Here is a 17,300-nt window from a genome sequence, read left to right as displayed (position 1 = left end):
TACCTTCAAGTTGTTAACTCTTTGGGATCGTCGCTATTGATTAATATATAATGCAGCTATCTAGTTGCTTCATCAGTATATTTAAAAAACAACAGAGAAATTGTGTAAGTTTGTGATGCTACATGAACAAATATTAGCTATTATCAAACACTATTGATAAAGCAAACAGTAACAAAATCATACCTCCGTGTATGCCTTGTTAGACAAGCTTCTATTGATGATAAAAATAACAAAATTCAATTAGATAGGATTGAGGGTTGAATGTTTAATCGTAAATTAAAAGCAGAGCTCAGCTGCAAACAAGACATCGTCACAAACCTTGAGGCTGTCATTGAGTCCATTAATGAGAGCCTTGCAACAATTGAGTTTGATACACAAGGTAATATTCTCAGTGCCAACCAGCTTTTTTTAGATATTACAGGTTATAGAACCGAAGAAGTCGTCGGGAAACATCACTCTGTGATGTGCCTTCCGTCACATGTTAAATCACTTGAATATGAAAACTTCTGGAAACAACTAAGACAAGGACTTGCAGAGAAAGGAACTTTCGAACGAAAAAATAAAGCTGGAAATACATTGTGGCTTGAAGCGACCTACTTCCCGATAAAAACTAATGGGAAAGTAACCAAAATAATGAAGATCGCTTCAGATGTTACTGCCAGTAAGATAGAAAGCATGAACAAAGAAAGCGTATTAACGGCTTTAAATCGTTCACTAGCGACTATTGAATTCGATCCGAAAGGAAACATTCTTACGGCAAATGAAAACTTCCTCTCTACTGTAGGCTATTCAATAAATCAAATTGCCGGACAGCACCACAAGATGTTCTGCGATGATAGCTTTTATGCCGACAACCCTTCTTTTTGGCATGATTTAGAAAGTGGCCAATTTAAATCTGGTCAGTTTTTAAGAAGAAATAGTTATGGAGAGGCTGTCTGGCTAGAAGCTACCTATAATCCAATTATTGATTCTTCCGGAAAGGTCGTCAAAGTCGTCAAATTTGCTTCTGACATTACAAAACAAATAGAAAAGAATGAGGCTGTATCTCAAGCATCTGATATTGCTTACAGTACATCCGTTGAAACTGCCCAAATTGCAAAACAAGGTTCTGAGCTTCTCAATGATTCGGTAACCGTTTCCGTGGGGATATCAGAGAAAGTAAAAGAGGCCTCAAGTAAGATTCAGCTATTGAATACAAAATCTCAAAATATTGAAGCAATCGTATCGACGATTAAAGACATTGCTGATCAAACTAACCTACTAGCACTTAATGCAGCGATTGAAGCAGCACGAGCTGGTGATCAGGGACGCGGTTTTGCAGTTGTTGCCGATGAAGTACGGCAGTTGGCATCCCGTACCAGTCAATCAACTAGTGAAATCGCCAGTGTTGTTCTGGATAACAAGAACCTAACTGATAGCGCCACCACTGCTATGGATGAGGTCGCCTCTATAGCCAATGATGGAATGAATAAAATCACGGAGGTATCTACGGTTATGGATGAGATCTACAAGGGTGCTGAAAATGTATCTAAAACCGTAATGAATTTGTCAGAAACATAAAAAGCGAAGTAAAAATGGCAGGTAATATTAATTACCTGCCATTGCTATCTCTGCGTATATCACGCCAATCTGGATAAAATTAGCTTCGCTTAAACTGCACCATCAGACGCTGAAGGGCTTCAAGACGCTCCACCAGCATCCGGGTACTTTCAACCGACTTATCACTGGTTTCAGATGTTGAAGAAGTCAGATCACTGATTTGCTCAATATTACGGGCTATTTCATCACTAACACCAGCTTGTTCTTCCACTGCTGAAGCAATCTGGTGACTACTGTCTGTTACCTTATTCAGCATTTCGTTAATGTCGTTAAGGCGCTCGCCGGTTTCGATCGCTTGCTGGCGACAGTGCTCAGAGAGTTCACCGCCGCGTTCAACCGCTTCTACTGCTTGTTTTGCCGTTGCTTGCAAGCGGTTGATCATTTCATGGATTTCTCCCGTTGAGGACTGTGTCTTCTGTGCCAACGAACGGACTTCATCGGCAACAACAGCAAAACCGCGTCCCTGATCACCGGCTCGAGCGGCTTCAATCGCCGCATTCAACGCAAGTAAGTTGGTTTGATCGGCAATTGAGCCAATAACATCAAGGATGCCTTCAATCTGACGACTGCTTTCAGACAAAGCATTGATAACCTGCTTTGAGTTATCAAGTTCACTGTGAAGCGAAAGTACAGACTCAATGGTTGTTTCAACACTTGTTTGACCACTTCCAGCCATCTCCTGCGCCTGGAAAGTCAGTGTCGATGATTGGGCTGCGCTTTCTGCCACCTCCCTGACTGTCAATGACATTTGTCCCATCGCCACACTGACTTGCTCTGTTGCTTCAGCTTGTTGCGACAAATTCGTTTTGATTTGCTGACTATTGGCAAATTCATCCTCGGCTGAAATAAGAATATCACCGGATGTCTCACTAGCCCTTCCTACAATGGCTCTTAGCTCTGAGCGACGCATTCTCAATGCCAGTTCAACAACCGAGTAGTCGTCTTTTTTTCCGGTATAGATAGGCTCCATAACCGGGTTGTCATAGGCCTTTTTAGCCAGTTCCTGCACCCTGCTCAAACGAGATTGAGAATTTGCATTAATAGCCAATCCCGCTAACAGCAATATAGGCAACAACGCTGCAATCATCAGCGGTACATCAACAAACAATTGTACTATGGAGAGTAAAAACGCCAGAGATATTAAGCAATTTAGCCATAACCCCTGACGAAACCTAAGCTTCTTTGCTCCTCCTGAACCATTGTCGAGATTTTTGTATGCTTCAGTTGCCCGCTGAACCTCTTCTTCTGTCGGACGGCTACGAACAGACTGGTATTCAATAACTTGCCCATTTTCATCGGTTATTGGCGTAACAAAAGCAGAAACCCAATAATAGTCTCCATTCTTACAGCGGTTCTTGACAATACCCATCCAGCTTTTACCAGCTTGGACATATTGCCACAACTGTTCAAATGCTTTTTTGGGCATATCGCCATGGCGTACTAAATTATGAGGATTACCTACCAGTTCTTCTTCGCTATAGCCCGCAACATCGCAGAAAGTCTGGTTTGCATAGGTTATATGGCTTTGTGGGTCGGTCGTTGATATCAAATCTAATGCTGTTGAGTAATCAACCGCCTTACCGCCAAGATTTGCTGAGGCTTGGTCTACTGTTCTTGTCATTATTATCTCTATTCTTTATTAGCGTTCTTCTTCTACAAGGCAATATTGTTTGTGCCATGAAACAAGGTTGCCATGGCATTGTGACATTTATCCCATAGTAACAACTTGATGTAAGTTAATTTGACGCAAAAATGTCAATAAAAGGACATGGTTACAACAGTTTATGTATAAGTTGCATTGTGTATCATTAAAATTTGACATGGATAGCAAAAAGCCCGTGATCTCCATCACGGGCTTATATTAGCTTTGCATCGTTGTTACTACTTAGAAAAAGAAAGGAACACAGTAGATAACGGAGGGAGATCGAGCTTAATCGAATGCGCCAAACCATGGCTTGACTCGTTCGTCGTATGAACGATCTGAGTAACAGGAGCTTGGCCGCCCCAATATTTTTCATCATCAGTGTTTAATACGAGCTGATACTCACCAGCCTCTGGCACACCGAACGTATAACCTTGACGCGATATTGGAGTGAAATTCGAAACAACCAATACCTTGTCACCATTTAACGCAATACGCTCATGGGCCAAGATACTTTGCTCAGCATCATCTTGAACTCGCCACTCAAACCCTTCAGGAGAACAGTCTTGCTCAAATAACGCCGGTGTACTGGTATAAAGCTTGTTCAGATCACGAACCAACGCCTGAACACCGCTATGTCTTGGGTATTGCAGCCAGTGCCACTCCAGCTGACCTTCGTGGGCCCACTCTGCACTTTGTGCAATTTCGGCTCCCATGAAATTCAGCTTCTTACCCGGCTGAGCATACATATAGCCCATAAATGCACGTAAGTTGGCCGTTTGTTGCCACTCGTCACCCGGCATCTTGTTCAGAAGCGATCCTTTACCGTACACCACTTCATCATGAGACAAAGACAAGACATAGTTCTCGCTGAAAGCATAAACCATCGGGAAAGTTATCGTGTTATGGTGGTACTTGCGATGAACGGGCTCTTCCTTAATGTAGGAGAGACTGTCATGCATCCAGCCCATATTCCATTTAAATCCGAAGCCCAAACCGCCCATATCCGTCGGTTTAGACACGCCTGGATATGCCGTCGACTCTTCTGCAATGGTCATTGCATTCGGATAATGACGGTAAACTTCCTCGTTCATCCAACGGAGTAGACTAACGGCATCGAAGTTGACATTTCCGCCTTCGTGGTTAGGAATCCACTGATCGTGCTCACGGGAATAATCAAGGTAGAGCATTGAAGCAACCGCATCAACGCGCAGGCCGTCGATATGATAGTGCTCAAACCAGAATAGAGCGTTCGATACCAAGAAGCGACGCACATGATCACGACCGTAGTCATAGATATAGCTTTGCCAATCCTGGTGCCAGCCACGACGGGGATCGGGGTCGTTAAACAGTGACGTACCGTCAAAGTTTGCCAAGCCGTGATCATCCGACGGGAAGTGTGCAGGCACCCAATCAAGTACGACACCAACTCCGGCCTGGTGGCACTGGTCAACAAAATACTTAAAGTCATCTGGCGAACCATAACGGCTACTAGGTGCAAACAGACCTATTGGCTGATACCCCCATGAACCATAGAATGGATGCTCAGAGATAGGCATAAGCTCGACATGGGTATAACCCATATCCTGTAAATAAGGGATCAGCTCATCCGCAAGCTCGCGATAAGTTAGAAAGTCACCATTTTCCTTGGTACGCCATGAACCAGCATGCAGTTCATAGAAAGAAAGGGCTTGCTGATGTTTGGCTGTTACCGGACGCGACTGCCACTTGCTGTCATTCCACTGATAGCGCGACTGATCGTAAATTTTCGAGGCAAATGACGGGTATTGCTCCGAGTAATACCCCCATGGATCCGCCTTGTGCGGAAGGCCGTTACCCTCATTGTCCTTTAGTTCGAACTTATACAGCTCATTCTCTTCAAGGCCAGGAATGAATAAGCCCCAAAGGCCATTATCCAACCTCTGAAGGGGATTGCGACGGCCATCCCACGCATTAAACTGACCAACAACACTTACTGCCGACGCATTCGGGGCAAAAATCAGAAAACGAACACCCGAAACAGACTGGCTGCCTTTAGTCAGAGTGATCAACTGGGCCCCCATCTCACTGTGCATGAGAGAAGGTGTAGTTAAGGCTTCGCCTGATGGTAGCAGGTTATGAAATTGGTAAGGGTCGTAGAATGTCTGCTCGCCTTCCGGCCAGCGTATGTCTAGCTGATAAAGAGCAGTGGTAAGGTCTGCATCACCTGCCAGGATAAAGCCACTATCCGCTTCTCGGGCTAAAGTGAAACGTTCGCCGTTTTCCGTTACTGCAACAACACTTTCAGCCCCAGGCATCCACACGCGAAGTGCAGCACCGTGAGGCTGATATTGAGGGCCTAAAAAAGAAAATGGGTCTGAGAATGCAGCTCTTTCGAGCTGCACATATTCCTTATCACTGCGGGTCACTGTCAGTGTGTCCAACGCATTACTCCTAGTTAGATATTTGTGAAGCTTTCTCTCGTGTTTCAGTTAAACGTCGAGTCAAGTCAACAATATTCTGGCGAGTAAAAATATCATCTAAGGTAGTAGAAAGCTTACGACGCCAGTTTGGATACTCATCGACGGTTCCTGGAATATTTACTGGCTGGTCCATTTCAAGCCAGTCTTCAAGCTGTAAGCTCAACAGTGCACTGGAGCTTGCTGCCAAATGCAATTGCATACCTTCGCTCAGATGTTGATCCATCGGAACATATGCAGCATTTTGCCCAACACCTTCAGGAAGATAACCATGCCAAGCCAAACTATCAAGAATTTTTTGCTTGCTTTCAGCACGGCTGTCAAATAGGCCGGATAGCTGTTCCTTGTCAGGATACAAGCCTAGTTCTTCACCCATTTTAAGATCATCACAGTGCCAGAAGCCACGTAGCGTTGGCATATCATGAGTACACAATGCAGCCATGGACTGTTCCGTATAGTGTACTGGTGAATAGAAGCCACCATCTTCAGCTGTCTCGAAGAAGAATACCTTATAAGAGTGAATACCCGCTGTAGATAGCTTCTCGACAATCTCGTCAGGTACAGTACCCAAGTCTTCACCAATCACAGTACATTGGTAACGGTGACTTTCAAGCGCGAGGATAGCCATCATATCGTCTACCGGGTAGTACATATACGCCCCGTCCTTCGCACCTTCACCTTTAGGGATCCACCACAAACGCAGCAGGCCTAAAACATGATCGATACGCAATGCACCACAGCTACGCATGTTCGCGCGAAGCAGTTGAACAAAAGGTTCATAGGCTCTTTCTTTCAGTACTTCAGGGTTAAGTGGTGGCAACCCCCAGTTCTGGCCAAGCGGACCTAAGATATCCGGCGGAGCACCGACACTGACGTCCTGACAAAGTGCACCATGATCAGCCCAGGTCTCTGAACCAGAATCACAGACACCGACAGCCAGATCACGGTATAGGCCCATAGCCATACCTTTTTCATCTGCCAGCTCATTGACTTCAGCTAGCTGACTATCGGCCAACCACTGCAAGTACATGAATAGCTGAACTTTAATAAAGTTCTTCTTGATAAATGTCTGTACTGCAGGATTATCGAAATGACGATACTCTTCGGGGAATACCGGCCAGCCCCATACTGAATCATCTTCTTTTTTCAGCTCGGCATGAAGCGCATCAAAGGCTGCTTGATGAAGCAGGCTTTCACCACCTTGCTCGACAAACTTCAAAAATGTCTGAGCGCGGGCAGTTTTTTTGTCAAGATGACGCTCGCAGAATGTGTCAAACAACAAAGGAAGTACGGCCATTTTCAGGCAAGAAACTTCACTGTAGTTCACCCAATTGGCATCACGGGCTTCTACCAGACGCTGCTGAAACTCAGGGCTTCCTACTAATTGCTGTGCTTCGTCACACTGGGCGAACTCAGAAACAGAGCTCACATCAATGTACATCAGGTTCAGCCAACGGCGTGATGACGGGCTATATGGGCTCGCACCTTCAGGGTTGGCTGGGAATAAGGAGTGAATAGGGTTTAAACCCACAAAATCACCACCACGAGCGGCAACATCGGCAACTAATTGTTTCAGATCACCGAAATCACCAATCCCCCAGTTGTGATTAGTTCGAATTGAATACAGCTGAACACTAGTACCCCACAGTTTCTTGTTTTCTAACAAGGCATCTTGCTTGTAACAAGACTGAGGAGTAACGATCAAAGTCATTTCAAACGGAGATTTACGACGCTTGCGGAAAACTTGCAGCTTGTGATAACCCCATTCCAGGTCATCAGGCAGCGCGAACACCAACGGGCCGCCATTTGCGCGCTCGTCACTGATCAACTGCGATTGCAGCCAGCCTTCCATTACTTCACCCTGCTCTGTTTCCAGACGCCAGCTAAAATCGCTGATCCGTGCACTCTGGCCTAAGTGCATCGCTATGCGCATCGACTCACCGCTACGAACAACCTGTACCGGAGCCAGAACATCAGGACGTTGTTTTTTATTCGCTGACTCAAGCAACGCTTCGTCGTTTTTTGTATCGTAACCAAGAGCTGCTAGCAGACGACGGATCGTCTCGCTCTCAACTTTGGCTTCATCTCCCCAAGCACTGATATAGCTATCTGCAATACCTACCATGTCAGCAACTTGTTTTAATACTTGATCGTCTTTCATCGTTCTCTCCGATAGCGGCCTTGCGGCCGCTTCGATGTTAGGGTTTTGCTGATATCAATTCAGACTCTAAATCACCAAAGGGGGTGAATTAACGGTTTACTGGCTCTAGTTTCCAGATGTTATTGGCGTAGTCTCGAATACTACGGTCTGAGCTAAACTTGCTCATTAATGCTGTATTTAGAATTGCTTTGCGTGCCCAGTTTTTCTGATCACGGTATTCAGCATCAATTTTCTCGTGAGTTTTCACGTAGTCTGCAAAGTCAGCCAGTACCAGGTAAGGGTCACCACCGTCCAGCAGGTTATGGCGAATAGCTGCCAGCTGGCCTGGGTAGCCTGGTGTGAACTCATCAGTTTCCAATAGATCCAGTGCTGCGCGCAGTAAGCTATCAGCATGGTAATAACGGTAAGGGTCGTAACCCTCTTCTTGTAGTTTCTGTACTTCATCAACCAACAGACCGAAGATGAAGATATTGTCATCGCCAAGCTCTTCACGCATTTCAACGTTTGCACCATCCATCGTACCGATGGTCAGTGCACCGTTTAGTGCAAACTTCATGTTACCTGTACCCGACGCTTCTTTACCGGCTGTAGAGATTTGCTCGGAAACATCAGCTGCAGGGAATAGAATTTCTGCAAGGCTTACACGGTAGTCAGGGATGAATACCACTTTCAACTTGCCACCAAGGCGAGAATCGTTGTTCACCTTTTCTGCAATCTTATTGATAGCGAAGATAATGTCTTTCGCCAGCGCATAACCCGGAGCCGCCTTGGCACCAAAGAAGAATACGCGTGGTTGCATATCAAATGTAGAATCGTTCAGCAGACGATGGTATAGCGACAGAATGTGAAGCAGGTTCAGGTGCTGACGCTTGTACTCGTGCAGACGCTTGATTTGGATGTCAAAGATGGCATTCGTATCAAGCTCGATACCCATGTTCTCTTCAACCCAATCAGCCAAACGCTGCTTATTCTCTTTCTTCACTGCCATGTAGCGTTTCTGGAACGCTTCATCTTCAGCGAACTTCTCAAGACCGGCAATTTTCTCAAGCTTTTTAGGCCAATCATTACCCACTTTCTCGCTGATCAGCGCAGAAAGGCCTGGGTTACAATATTTAATCCAGCGACGCGGCGTTACACCATTGGTCACGTTCTGAAGACGGCCAGGGTACAGCTCGTTAAACTCAGGGAATAGATCACGCTTAACCAGCTCTGAGTGCAGTGCTGCTACGCCGTTGACGGCATACGTACTGACAACACAAAGGTTTGCCATACGTACCATGCGCTGAGGACCTTCCTCAATGATAGATAGCTTGCGCTTAACTTCGTTGTTGCCAGGCCAGGTTTTCTCAACCAGCTTCATGAAGCGGTGGTTGATTTCAAAGATAATTTCCATGTGGCGAGGCAGCATTTGTGCAATTAGTGCTTCGCTCCACGTTTCAAGTGCTTCAGGAAGCAACGTATGGTTGGTGTAGGCAAAAGTCTTTGAAGAAATTGCCCATGCCGCATCCCAGCCCAGCTTGTATTCATCAATCAGAATACGCATCAGCTCAGGGATTGCGATTGTCGGGTGAGTATCGTTAAGCTGGATAGTTTCAAGCTTAGACAGATCTTCAATCTTGTTACCCGCACCGATGTGACGACGTAAAATATCGGCAATCGAACAAGCACAATGGAAGTACTGCTGCATCAGACGAAGGGCTTTGCCCTGGTCGTGGTTATCATTCGGGTACAGAACCTTGGTTACGTTACCAGCTTCTAATGCCGAATACTGAGCACCAACATAGTCACCATCATTGAAACGCGCTAGGTTGAACGGCGCATTAGAGCGACATTCCCATAAGCGAAGTGGATAAACACTCTTGTTGTCGTAACCGACAATCGGAAGATCCCAAGCAACACCTTCTACGGTCATACCTGGAACCCAGCGGCGGCAAGCGCTGCCATTTTCGTCAGTGTAAGCTTCAACATGACCGTAAAGGCTAACTGTCTGTGCAAGCTCTGGGCGAATAACTTCCCACGGGTAGCCTTCAAGACCACGCCATGCATCCGGGGCTTCTACCTGACGGCCTTCCACGAAAGACTGACGGAACAAACCGTATTCATAGTGCAGGCCATAACCTACAGCAGGGTATTCTTGTGCCGCTAGTGAGTCCATGAAACATGCAGCTAGACGGCCAAGACCACCATTACCCAATGCTGGGTCACGCTCTTCTTCAAGTAGATCAGTCAGGTTATGACCCATCTCTTCCATTGCTGCGGCAACATCTTCATATAGACCCATGCTGATCAGGTTATTACCAGTCAGACGGCCAATAAGGAATTCCAAAGAAAGGTAGTTAACACTACGTGCTTTCTCTTCTGCTAGTTTCTTTTCTGTTTCTAGCAGGTTACCGGTACTGATTTCAGCCAGTGCACGGCCCATTGCCAGATACCAGCTACGTGAAGTAGCAGTCTCTGCTGTATTTGCATACGTCGTTGTCAGGTGTTTCTCTACAGCCGCTTTAAATGCAGGCTTGTCAAATTGTTGTGTCTGACCATTTTTAGACATGGTTCAATCTCGCTCTAGGATTATTTCCAACTGGTGACTATGTTGCCTTCAACTATCTGTTAAAACATCCTCCCGCCTCGGGGAGGATTAGGGATGAGTATGAGGGGCGTAGTTACCCGATCCCCCTCCCTAATGTGACCTCCTGCAAAATTTCGAGGTGTAGACAGCTCCCCATGGAACAAACAATGCAACTTGATTCACAATAATAGGTTAATTCACATGCGCAACAAGAGACCCATTTTTTGATGACTGTTTCAATATATGTGAGCCGACTCATATTTCTGGGGATGAGAAGTCATAGAATTGCTGATTTCGCCGTGAAGGTGCGTAAAGTTAGGGTCCAGATCAAATGTCATGAAATTATTTTATTGCATGATTTTAATCACCCCATGGCATAAAGCTCACCTATATCCTGTGTAAAACGGGAAATTAATACCTAAGAGCTTTAATGGAACCTGAACTCTTACAAAAGATAGCAAGACTATGTGGATACCATCAAAACTGACTCGCCCGGCACGCCTTCACAATGCGATACTACGTCCTCGTTTGCTGGAAGCTCTTGATCAGGCTCCTTTTTACCGTCTTGTTCTGTTTCGTTCTCCAGCGGGTTACGGCAAAACAACCATGGCTGCACAATGGTTGAGTGAACACCCGCATACCGGCTGGTTCAACATCGACGAAAACGACAACGACACATTCCGCTTTGCAAATTATCTTCTGCAATCGATTAATAAGGCTACGGATAACGCGTGCCTTAAAACACAGGCGATGGCAGAGCGCCGACAGTTTGCCTGCATGTCGACACTGTTTAGCGAATTATTCGGCGAGATCAGTAACTACCATGAGCAAACATACCTGGTATTAGACGATTACCATGTCATCAACAATGATGATATTCACGACGGAATGCGCTTCTTCCTGAAAAACATGCCCGACAATCTCACTCTCGTCGTTACCAGTCGTACACTTCCGCCTCTGGGAACGGCCAACCTGCGTGTTCGGGATTTACTGATTGAAGTCGACAACGATTTACTGGCTTTTGATGAAGAAGAAACCGAGCGTTTCTTCAACAAGCGCGTCGCTGACAATGTCGAGTCTGACGTACTAAAATCCCTGCGCGAGCAAGTAGAGGGTTGGCCTTCGGCACTGCAGCTAATCGCCCTGCACGCTCAACAAAGACCAAACAACCTCGTTGAATCAGCTGTTTCGATGGCTAATTTCAACCGTGGCCACTTATGGGACTATCTGGCCGAAGAGGTCTTTGACCAACTGGATGCCGAAACTCAGCAATTCTTACTGCAATGTTCTGTCCTCGACATATTCAATGCCGAGCTGGTTACCGATTTAACCGGACGAAGCGATGCCCTGGCGATGCTGGAATCACTTAACCGGTTTGGTTTATTCCTCAATACATTGGAAGGCGATAATAACTGGTATCGTTTCCATAACCTATTTGCAGAATTTTTGCGCCACCAACGTTATTCACAAATACCGCAACAACGATCAGAGCTTCACTCGCTTGCCGCAAGAGCCTGGCTAAAACAAAATTCACCACAACAAGCTTTGCTCCATGCCCAAAAAAGCGAAGATACAGATCTTAGCATCGAAATCCTATCGGAATTTGGCTGGGACATGTTCCACCATGGTGAACTTAAACTGCTTGAAGACGGCATTGACTTGCTGGACAAGGAAAAATTGTTCAGCACGCCACGTCTGGCCCTGTTGCGTCTATGGCTGATTCAAAGTCAGCATCGTTATAATGACGTAGGTGACCTGATTGCAGAATCCGAAGCGGAAATGCATAAGCACAACATTGTCTTGGATGATGCTATCCAAGGGGAATTCAATGCCCTTCGAGCGCAGGTTGCCATCAATCAAAGCAAGCCGGAAGATGCCCTCATCCTATCAGAGCAAGCCTTGGGCCAACTGCCATCAACCACTTATCGTAGTCGAATTGTGGCAACCTCTGTTGTCGGTGAAGTACATCACTGCCTAGGAAACCTTAGTCGTGCACTGCCAATGATGCAGCAAACTGAGAAAATGGCCCGTCAGTACCACGTATATCACCAAGCACTTTGGGCATTGCTTCAGCAAAGTGAGATTTTACTGGCACAAGGGTATGTTCAGTCCGCCTATGAGCTACTGGATCAAGCATTCAAGCTTGTCAAAGAACAGCATTTACAGCAGGTTCCTCTGCATGAATTTTTGCTGCGCCTTCGGGCCCAGATCCTCTGGTGCTGGAACCGACTCGACGAAGCCGAGGAAGCCGCCCTTAAGAGCCTGGAAGTACTGACTCCATTTGATGAAACCAAGTCTCTTCATGCATATTCAATGCTAGCAAGAATTGCAATTACCCGTGGCGAGCAAGATAAGGCCGCCCGCTATCTCGACCTTTGCAATAGCATGATGGATCGTTCTGATTACCATATTGACTGGCGAGCCAATACCGATTTGGCAAACCTATTCTACTGGCAGATCAAAGGTGACACAGACAGCATTCAAAGTTGGCTAGAGAAGGCCGAGGAACCAGAAGCCGCATGTAACCATTTCCAACAGTTACAATGGCGCAATATCGCTCGAGCATGCCTGAATGTTGGCGAACTGAATCGCTCGCAAGCAATTTTGGATATGCTGCTAGAAAGTTGTGATAAGCATAACCTGATCACAGACAAAAACCGTAACCTTGTGGTACAAGCAGTACTCAGCAAGCGTATGAACGTAAGAGAAAAAGCGCTAGATCAGCTAAAAGAAGCCCTAGTCTTAACCAACAGTACAGGGATGGTTGGAATTTTCTTATGCGATGGCGCCGACATTTGTGATCTATTACAAGAACTTGTTGATGGTAAAAATCTCAACGAGCTTGAATTGCATCGAGCGCGTCAGCTGTTACGCGAAATGACCAGCAAAGAACGTAATCGTTCAGTTCATTTCGATGAAAGTTTTGTCGAAAAATTACTAAATCTGCCAGATGTACCAGAACTGATCCGTACCAGCCCGCTAACCCAACGTGAATGGCAAGTGCTGGGACTGATCTACACTGGTTACAGTAATGAACAAATAGCCTCTGAGCTTGATGTAGCGTCAACGACGATTAAGACTCATATTCGAAATCTTTACCAGAAGCTGAATATTGCCAATCGCCAGCAGGCTATCGAAACAGCGGAAAACTTACTCAAACTCATGGGCTTCTAAACAAACGCAGCTCATCACAGGTTAAGGATGACCGATGATTGAATGGAGTAGTAACCGAATTTGGTACCAGGATATGCCGTTTAAAGTGAACGGCATTCCTGTCGGTGCGCGTATGACTGTTATCCGGCTCGATAACAAGAAATTACTGATCCATTCTCCTGTCCAGCTAACGACACAACTGCAGCTTGAACTGACCAAGCTTGGACAAATACACGCCGTTGTTACCCCAAATATGAACCACCACCTATTCCTGTCCGAGTGGTGGCTGGCATATCCGGAAGCCTACTTTTTTGCGCCACCAGGGCTTCAAAACAAACGCACGGATCTTGCTTTTGATGATGCCCTGAGTGCGCAGACATCTTCATTATGGCGTCACCAGCTCTATCAGACACTGCTGCGCGGCAGCGACAGAATGGAAGAAGTTATCTTCTGTGACCCAACATCAAAAACCCTTATTGTCGGCGATACTCTTGCCTGGTTAAACCCCTCATCAAATATACTGACTATCGGTCTCGCATTACTGAACGGCTGCTACCAAAATCCCGCAATGCCATTGTACTGGCGACTAACATTTAAAGATAAGACTCGGCTTCGACAGTCGTTGCAAGAAATCCTGACTTGGCCATTCGAACGGATCATCCTCTCACACGGCCAGCTTATCACCGAAAATGGTAAATCACGCTTTTATGATGCCTTCAAGTGGGCCCTGTAATAAATACATACCCTCTCATGAGGGAAATTTCCCTCACCTCTTTGCTCTAAATCAATTTACCTGCGATAGGGTAAACACCAATTATATTTGTATGACATATTTCACATTTTTATATGCTCCAAGGAGTATATTCATAGCGTAAAAAAATGTGAGGGAGCAACATGAAAGCATCTAAGCTTTATTTCAGAGATCTACTCGGATTGACTCTGGTAGTTTCAGCCATTCTGGTTATGTTAGGTGGTATTTTTGGCGTTCTGGCAGTACTTAACTACTTCTCCCATGAAGAAGCACTGGCCAGTACATATATCCATGAATCACTACCACTGTTTATTTTCTTAATTCCCTCCTACTTGCTCGGCAAATACATCAACCGTCCAACGTGGGTATCAGAGGTTGAAGAATATCAGCTAGAGGCAGCTAAAAAAGCCAGTAATTAAGCTAACAACAGCCACTCCCCCTGGAGTGGCTGTTTTCTATAAGAACACCAATTATTCATCTTTTGCCTCCCACCGCGAAGTCAATTCGACGTCCTCATCACATACAGCGTACTCACCTGACTCTTCTGGAGTTTTTGATTAATGCCACCTATTCTTATTAATCTTGGTACAACAGTGATCTCACCCCGTTTTTTGCCAACAAAGCCAAAGCGCAATGGTATTCCGATTCACCCTAACGGAGTAATTTAATGAAATTTCAGAAAGATAGCCCGAGACCTATCGTGCTTATCCGCGGTTTGCTTCGTGAACAGCGTCACTGGGGAGATTTCCGTAAGCAGCTATGTAAACAATATCCCCACCGGCCTGTTATTTGCCTCGATCTGGCGGGAAACGGCGCTCGCTTTCGGGTCGATTCTCCTTCTTCAATACGAAAGATGGTGAACGACTTACGTGTTCAGCTTCGGCTCGAAGAAATTAACCCGTACTCTATCGATATTGTTGCTATTTCGATGGGCGGTATGATTGCGATAGAATGGATTACTTGCTATCCCAACGAAGTAGATTCCGCCGTGCTTATCAATACCAGCACCCGCCCCTACTCACCTTTTTATCAACGACTAAACTGGCGTCAACTACCGACTATTTTCAAGATATTTCACAGTTCTCCCGAACGCAAAGAAGCCCTAATCCTATCGCTAACATCCAATAACCTGCATCAGCACCAAGGAACCCTCAAAGATTGGGTCAGGTGGCGTGAACAATATCCCGTCAGTTCACGTAATACACTGGCTCAGCTTCAGGCTGCCGCCCGGTATCGTGTCCGCTACTCCCCGACCAAACCAGTTCTATTGCTAGCATCAGAACAAGATCAACTGGTCAATGTAGCCTGTAGCAAGGCACTCGCTGCGCATTGGCATCTTCCTCTATTTCTTCACCCTAACGCCGGACACGATCTTCCGCTTGATGAACCCGAATGGGTCTGTGAACAGATCGAAGCCTTCTTTCAACAACGAGCTCTTTGATAACTGACTCAATTACATGAACATAATATGAACTAGCCCCTCACATCCTATTCAGTCGCCCCACAGCATACTTCCCTCAACAATTAAGCCCATTAAGTCTTTGAGAGGAAAGTATGAGTCCTATTAGTATTGTTGTTATTACCCTAAATGAAGAGAAACGTATCGGCCGCCTGCTGGAGGACCTGAGCAAGCAAAGCCACCAGAGCTTTGAAGTCATCGTGGTTGACTCCAACAGTGATGACAACACCTGTGAGGTTGCACAAGGGTTTGAAAAAGCACTACCAGCCTTGTCAGTCCATAAAATGGAAGGAAGAGGAACCAGCCTTGGCCGCAATACTGGTGCCAAGCTTGCCTCTTTCGAACGTATCTTGTTCCTCGATGCCGATGTGCGATTAGAGCCAACATTCCTGACCAATGCCCTTCACCAACTTGAAAAACGCAAGTTAGAAGTTGCTGGTGTTTATATGAGCGCAGAAGAACTCTCTGCTGGGTATCGCCTTGGCTACGGCCTGTTCAATGCCGGGTTGTACCTCACTTCGTTCTTTTTCCCGACATCAGTCGGTGCCTGCCTATTTTCAACCAAACGAGCACATGAAGAAATCAGCGGTTTTGACGAAAGCATTGTGCTTTGCGAAGACTGTGACTACGTTCGCAGAGCCTCAGAAACCTGGCGCTATCGAATGATACCTGTCAGCTTCTGGTTTGATCCTCGTCGACTTGAGCAAGATGGCTTTTTCAAAATGGGGCTTACCTATCTGAAAGCGAATGTACGCCGCTTTTTTTTCGGAGAAATGCGCAACAATGAAATGACCTATGAATTTGGCCACTACAAGGACGCGGAAAACAAATGCTAAACGCCAGCTGGTGGTGGTTTTTCGGCGGTAGTTTTCTCGACGCACTGATAGGGCCCAACCTCTTTTTTCCAGGAGAGCCCTTCTTACTTGCAGCAGGCTACCTGCTGAGCAACGGTCCAGTCTACGGTGTCGTTTCCGTGCTCATCGGCGGCTTCATCGGTGACCAACTCAGTTACTTCATTGGCCGTCGGTATGGTGTAAATGGCCGGCGCTGGCTCAGCCAGCGTATTCCCAAAACCCGACGCGCCATTGCCAGAGCGAGGCTGGTACTGAGAAAACGCGGACCTCTGGTAGTCGCTATCGCCCGATTACTGGGGCCCGTTGCCTGGATAATGCCCTTTATCGCCGGCAGCTATGCGCTACCCTGGGTTACTTTCACCGTGTTTTCATTAATCGGTCTTTTCATCGGTGTCGGGCAGTTTGTCCTTGCAGGTTTTTTGCTGGCACAGGGTATCGAGTTACTGCCGGATATGGCTACTGTGACCCTCTTCTTAAAAGAACACAGTCTATTCGTCATTGCTTTCAGTACTGAAGTGGCATAGTTAATTTGGCCACCTGATTAGAGGTGATATCATCACCTCACAACTGAACAGGTGACACAATGACCAAACGTACCAGAAGAACATATAGCCCTGAGTTTAAGCTTGAAGCTGCTCAACTTGTCCTTGACCAAA

The 17,300-nt window shown here is 46.1% G+C and carries 11 protein-coding genes; 7 read left to right on the top strand and 4 right to left on the bottom strand.

Annotation, left to right across the window (positions count from 1 at the left end; translation table 11 throughout):
• Nucleotides 1-261 precede the first annotated feature (261 nt).
• Entirely contained in the window at nt 262-1,560 is a 1,299-nt protein-coding gene (locus tag EDI28_RS24970) for a methyl-accepting chemotaxis protein (protein ID WP_128786575.1), read from the top strand.
• 79 nt (nt 1,561-1,639) lie between these two features.
• On the opposite strand, the gene EDI28_RS24965 is transcribed toward EDI28_RS24970, so the two are convergent.
• From EDI28_RS24965 to EDI28_RS24950, 4 genes are all read right to left on the bottom strand, one after another.
• Nucleotides 1,640-3,220: a methyl-accepting chemotaxis protein gene (locus tag EDI28_RS24965; RefSeq protein ID WP_128786574.1), complete on the bottom strand. Its 1,581-nt coding sequence runs from the start codon at nt 3,218-3,220 to the stop codon at nt 1,640-1,642.
• Between the two features lie 260 nt (nt 3,221-3,480).
• Nucleotides 3,481-5,664, bottom strand: a complete 2,184-nt coding sequence (glgB, locus tag EDI28_RS24960) for a 1,4-alpha-glucan branching protein GlgB (protein WP_128786573.1) — start codon at nt 5,662-5,664, stop codon at nt 3,481-3,483.
• Nucleotides 5,665-5,674: 10 nt separating this feature from the next.
• Nucleotides 5,675-7,861: a 4-alpha-glucanotransferase gene (gene malQ, locus EDI28_RS24955; protein ID WP_128786572.1), complete on the bottom strand. Its 2,187-nt coding sequence runs from the start codon at nt 7,859-7,861 to the stop codon at nt 5,675-5,677.
• Nucleotides 7,862-7,949: 88 nt separating this feature from the next.
• A complete protein-coding gene (locus EDI28_RS24950) occupies nt 7,950-10,409 on the bottom strand; it encodes a glycogen/starch/alpha-glucan phosphorylase (RefSeq protein ID WP_128786571.1) in 2,460 nt (819 codons plus the stop codon).
• A 483-nt stretch (nt 10,410-10,892) separates the two neighbouring features.
• Between EDI28_RS24950 and malT the strand changes: the two genes are divergently transcribed.
• The 6 genes from malT to EDI28_RS24920 all read left to right on the top strand — a co-directional run bounded on the left by malT (nt 10,893) and on the right by EDI28_RS24920 (nt 17,168).
• Complete coding sequence (gene malT, locus EDI28_RS24945) at nt 10,893-13,601, top strand: HTH-type transcriptional regulator MalT (protein ID WP_128786570.1); 2,709 nt, start codon at nt 10,893-10,895, stop codon at nt 13,599-13,601.
• A 34-nt stretch (nt 13,602-13,635) separates the two neighbouring features.
• Nucleotides 13,636-14,313: a DUF4336 domain-containing protein gene (locus EDI28_RS24940; RefSeq protein WP_128786569.1), complete on the top strand. Its 678-nt coding sequence runs from the start codon at nt 13,636-13,638 to the stop codon at nt 14,311-14,313.
• 161 nt (nt 14,314-14,474) lie between these two features.
• Nucleotides 14,475-14,750, top strand: a complete 276-nt coding sequence (locus tag EDI28_RS24935; RefSeq protein ID WP_128786568.1) for a D-fructose-6-phosphate amidotransferase — start codon at nt 14,475-14,477, stop codon at nt 14,748-14,750.
• A 248-nt stretch (nt 14,751-14,998) separates the two neighbouring features.
• A complete protein-coding gene (locus EDI28_RS24930) occupies nt 14,999-15,772 on the top strand; it encodes an alpha/beta fold hydrolase (RefSeq protein ID WP_128786567.1) in 774 nt (257 codons plus the stop codon).
• A gap of 113 nt (nt 15,773-15,885) precedes the next feature.
• On the top strand, nt 15,886-16,626 hold the full coding sequence (locus tag EDI28_RS24925) for a glycosyltransferase family 2 protein (RefSeq protein ID WP_128786566.1): 741 nt from the start codon (nt 15,886-15,888) through the stop codon (nt 16,624-16,626).
• The gene (locus EDI28_RS24920; protein WP_128786565.1) at nt 16,620-17,168 is read left to right on the top strand and encodes a DedA family protein; all 549 of its coding nucleotides are present in this window, start codon (nt 16,620-16,622) and stop codon (nt 17,166-17,168) included. The genes EDI28_RS24925 and EDI28_RS24920 overlap by 7 nt, the downstream gene beginning before the upstream one ends.
• Nucleotides 17,169-17,300: the final 132 nt, after the last annotated feature.

It is taken from the genome of Photobacterium chitinilyticum, assembly GCF_004104355.1.
Taxonomy (GTDB): Bacteria; Pseudomonadota; Gammaproteobacteria; order Enterobacterales; family Vibrionaceae; genus Photobacterium; species Photobacterium chitinilyticum.
The sequence above is the reverse complement of the archived record's forward strand: the minus strand, read 5'-3'. Positions and strand labels throughout refer to the sequence as shown.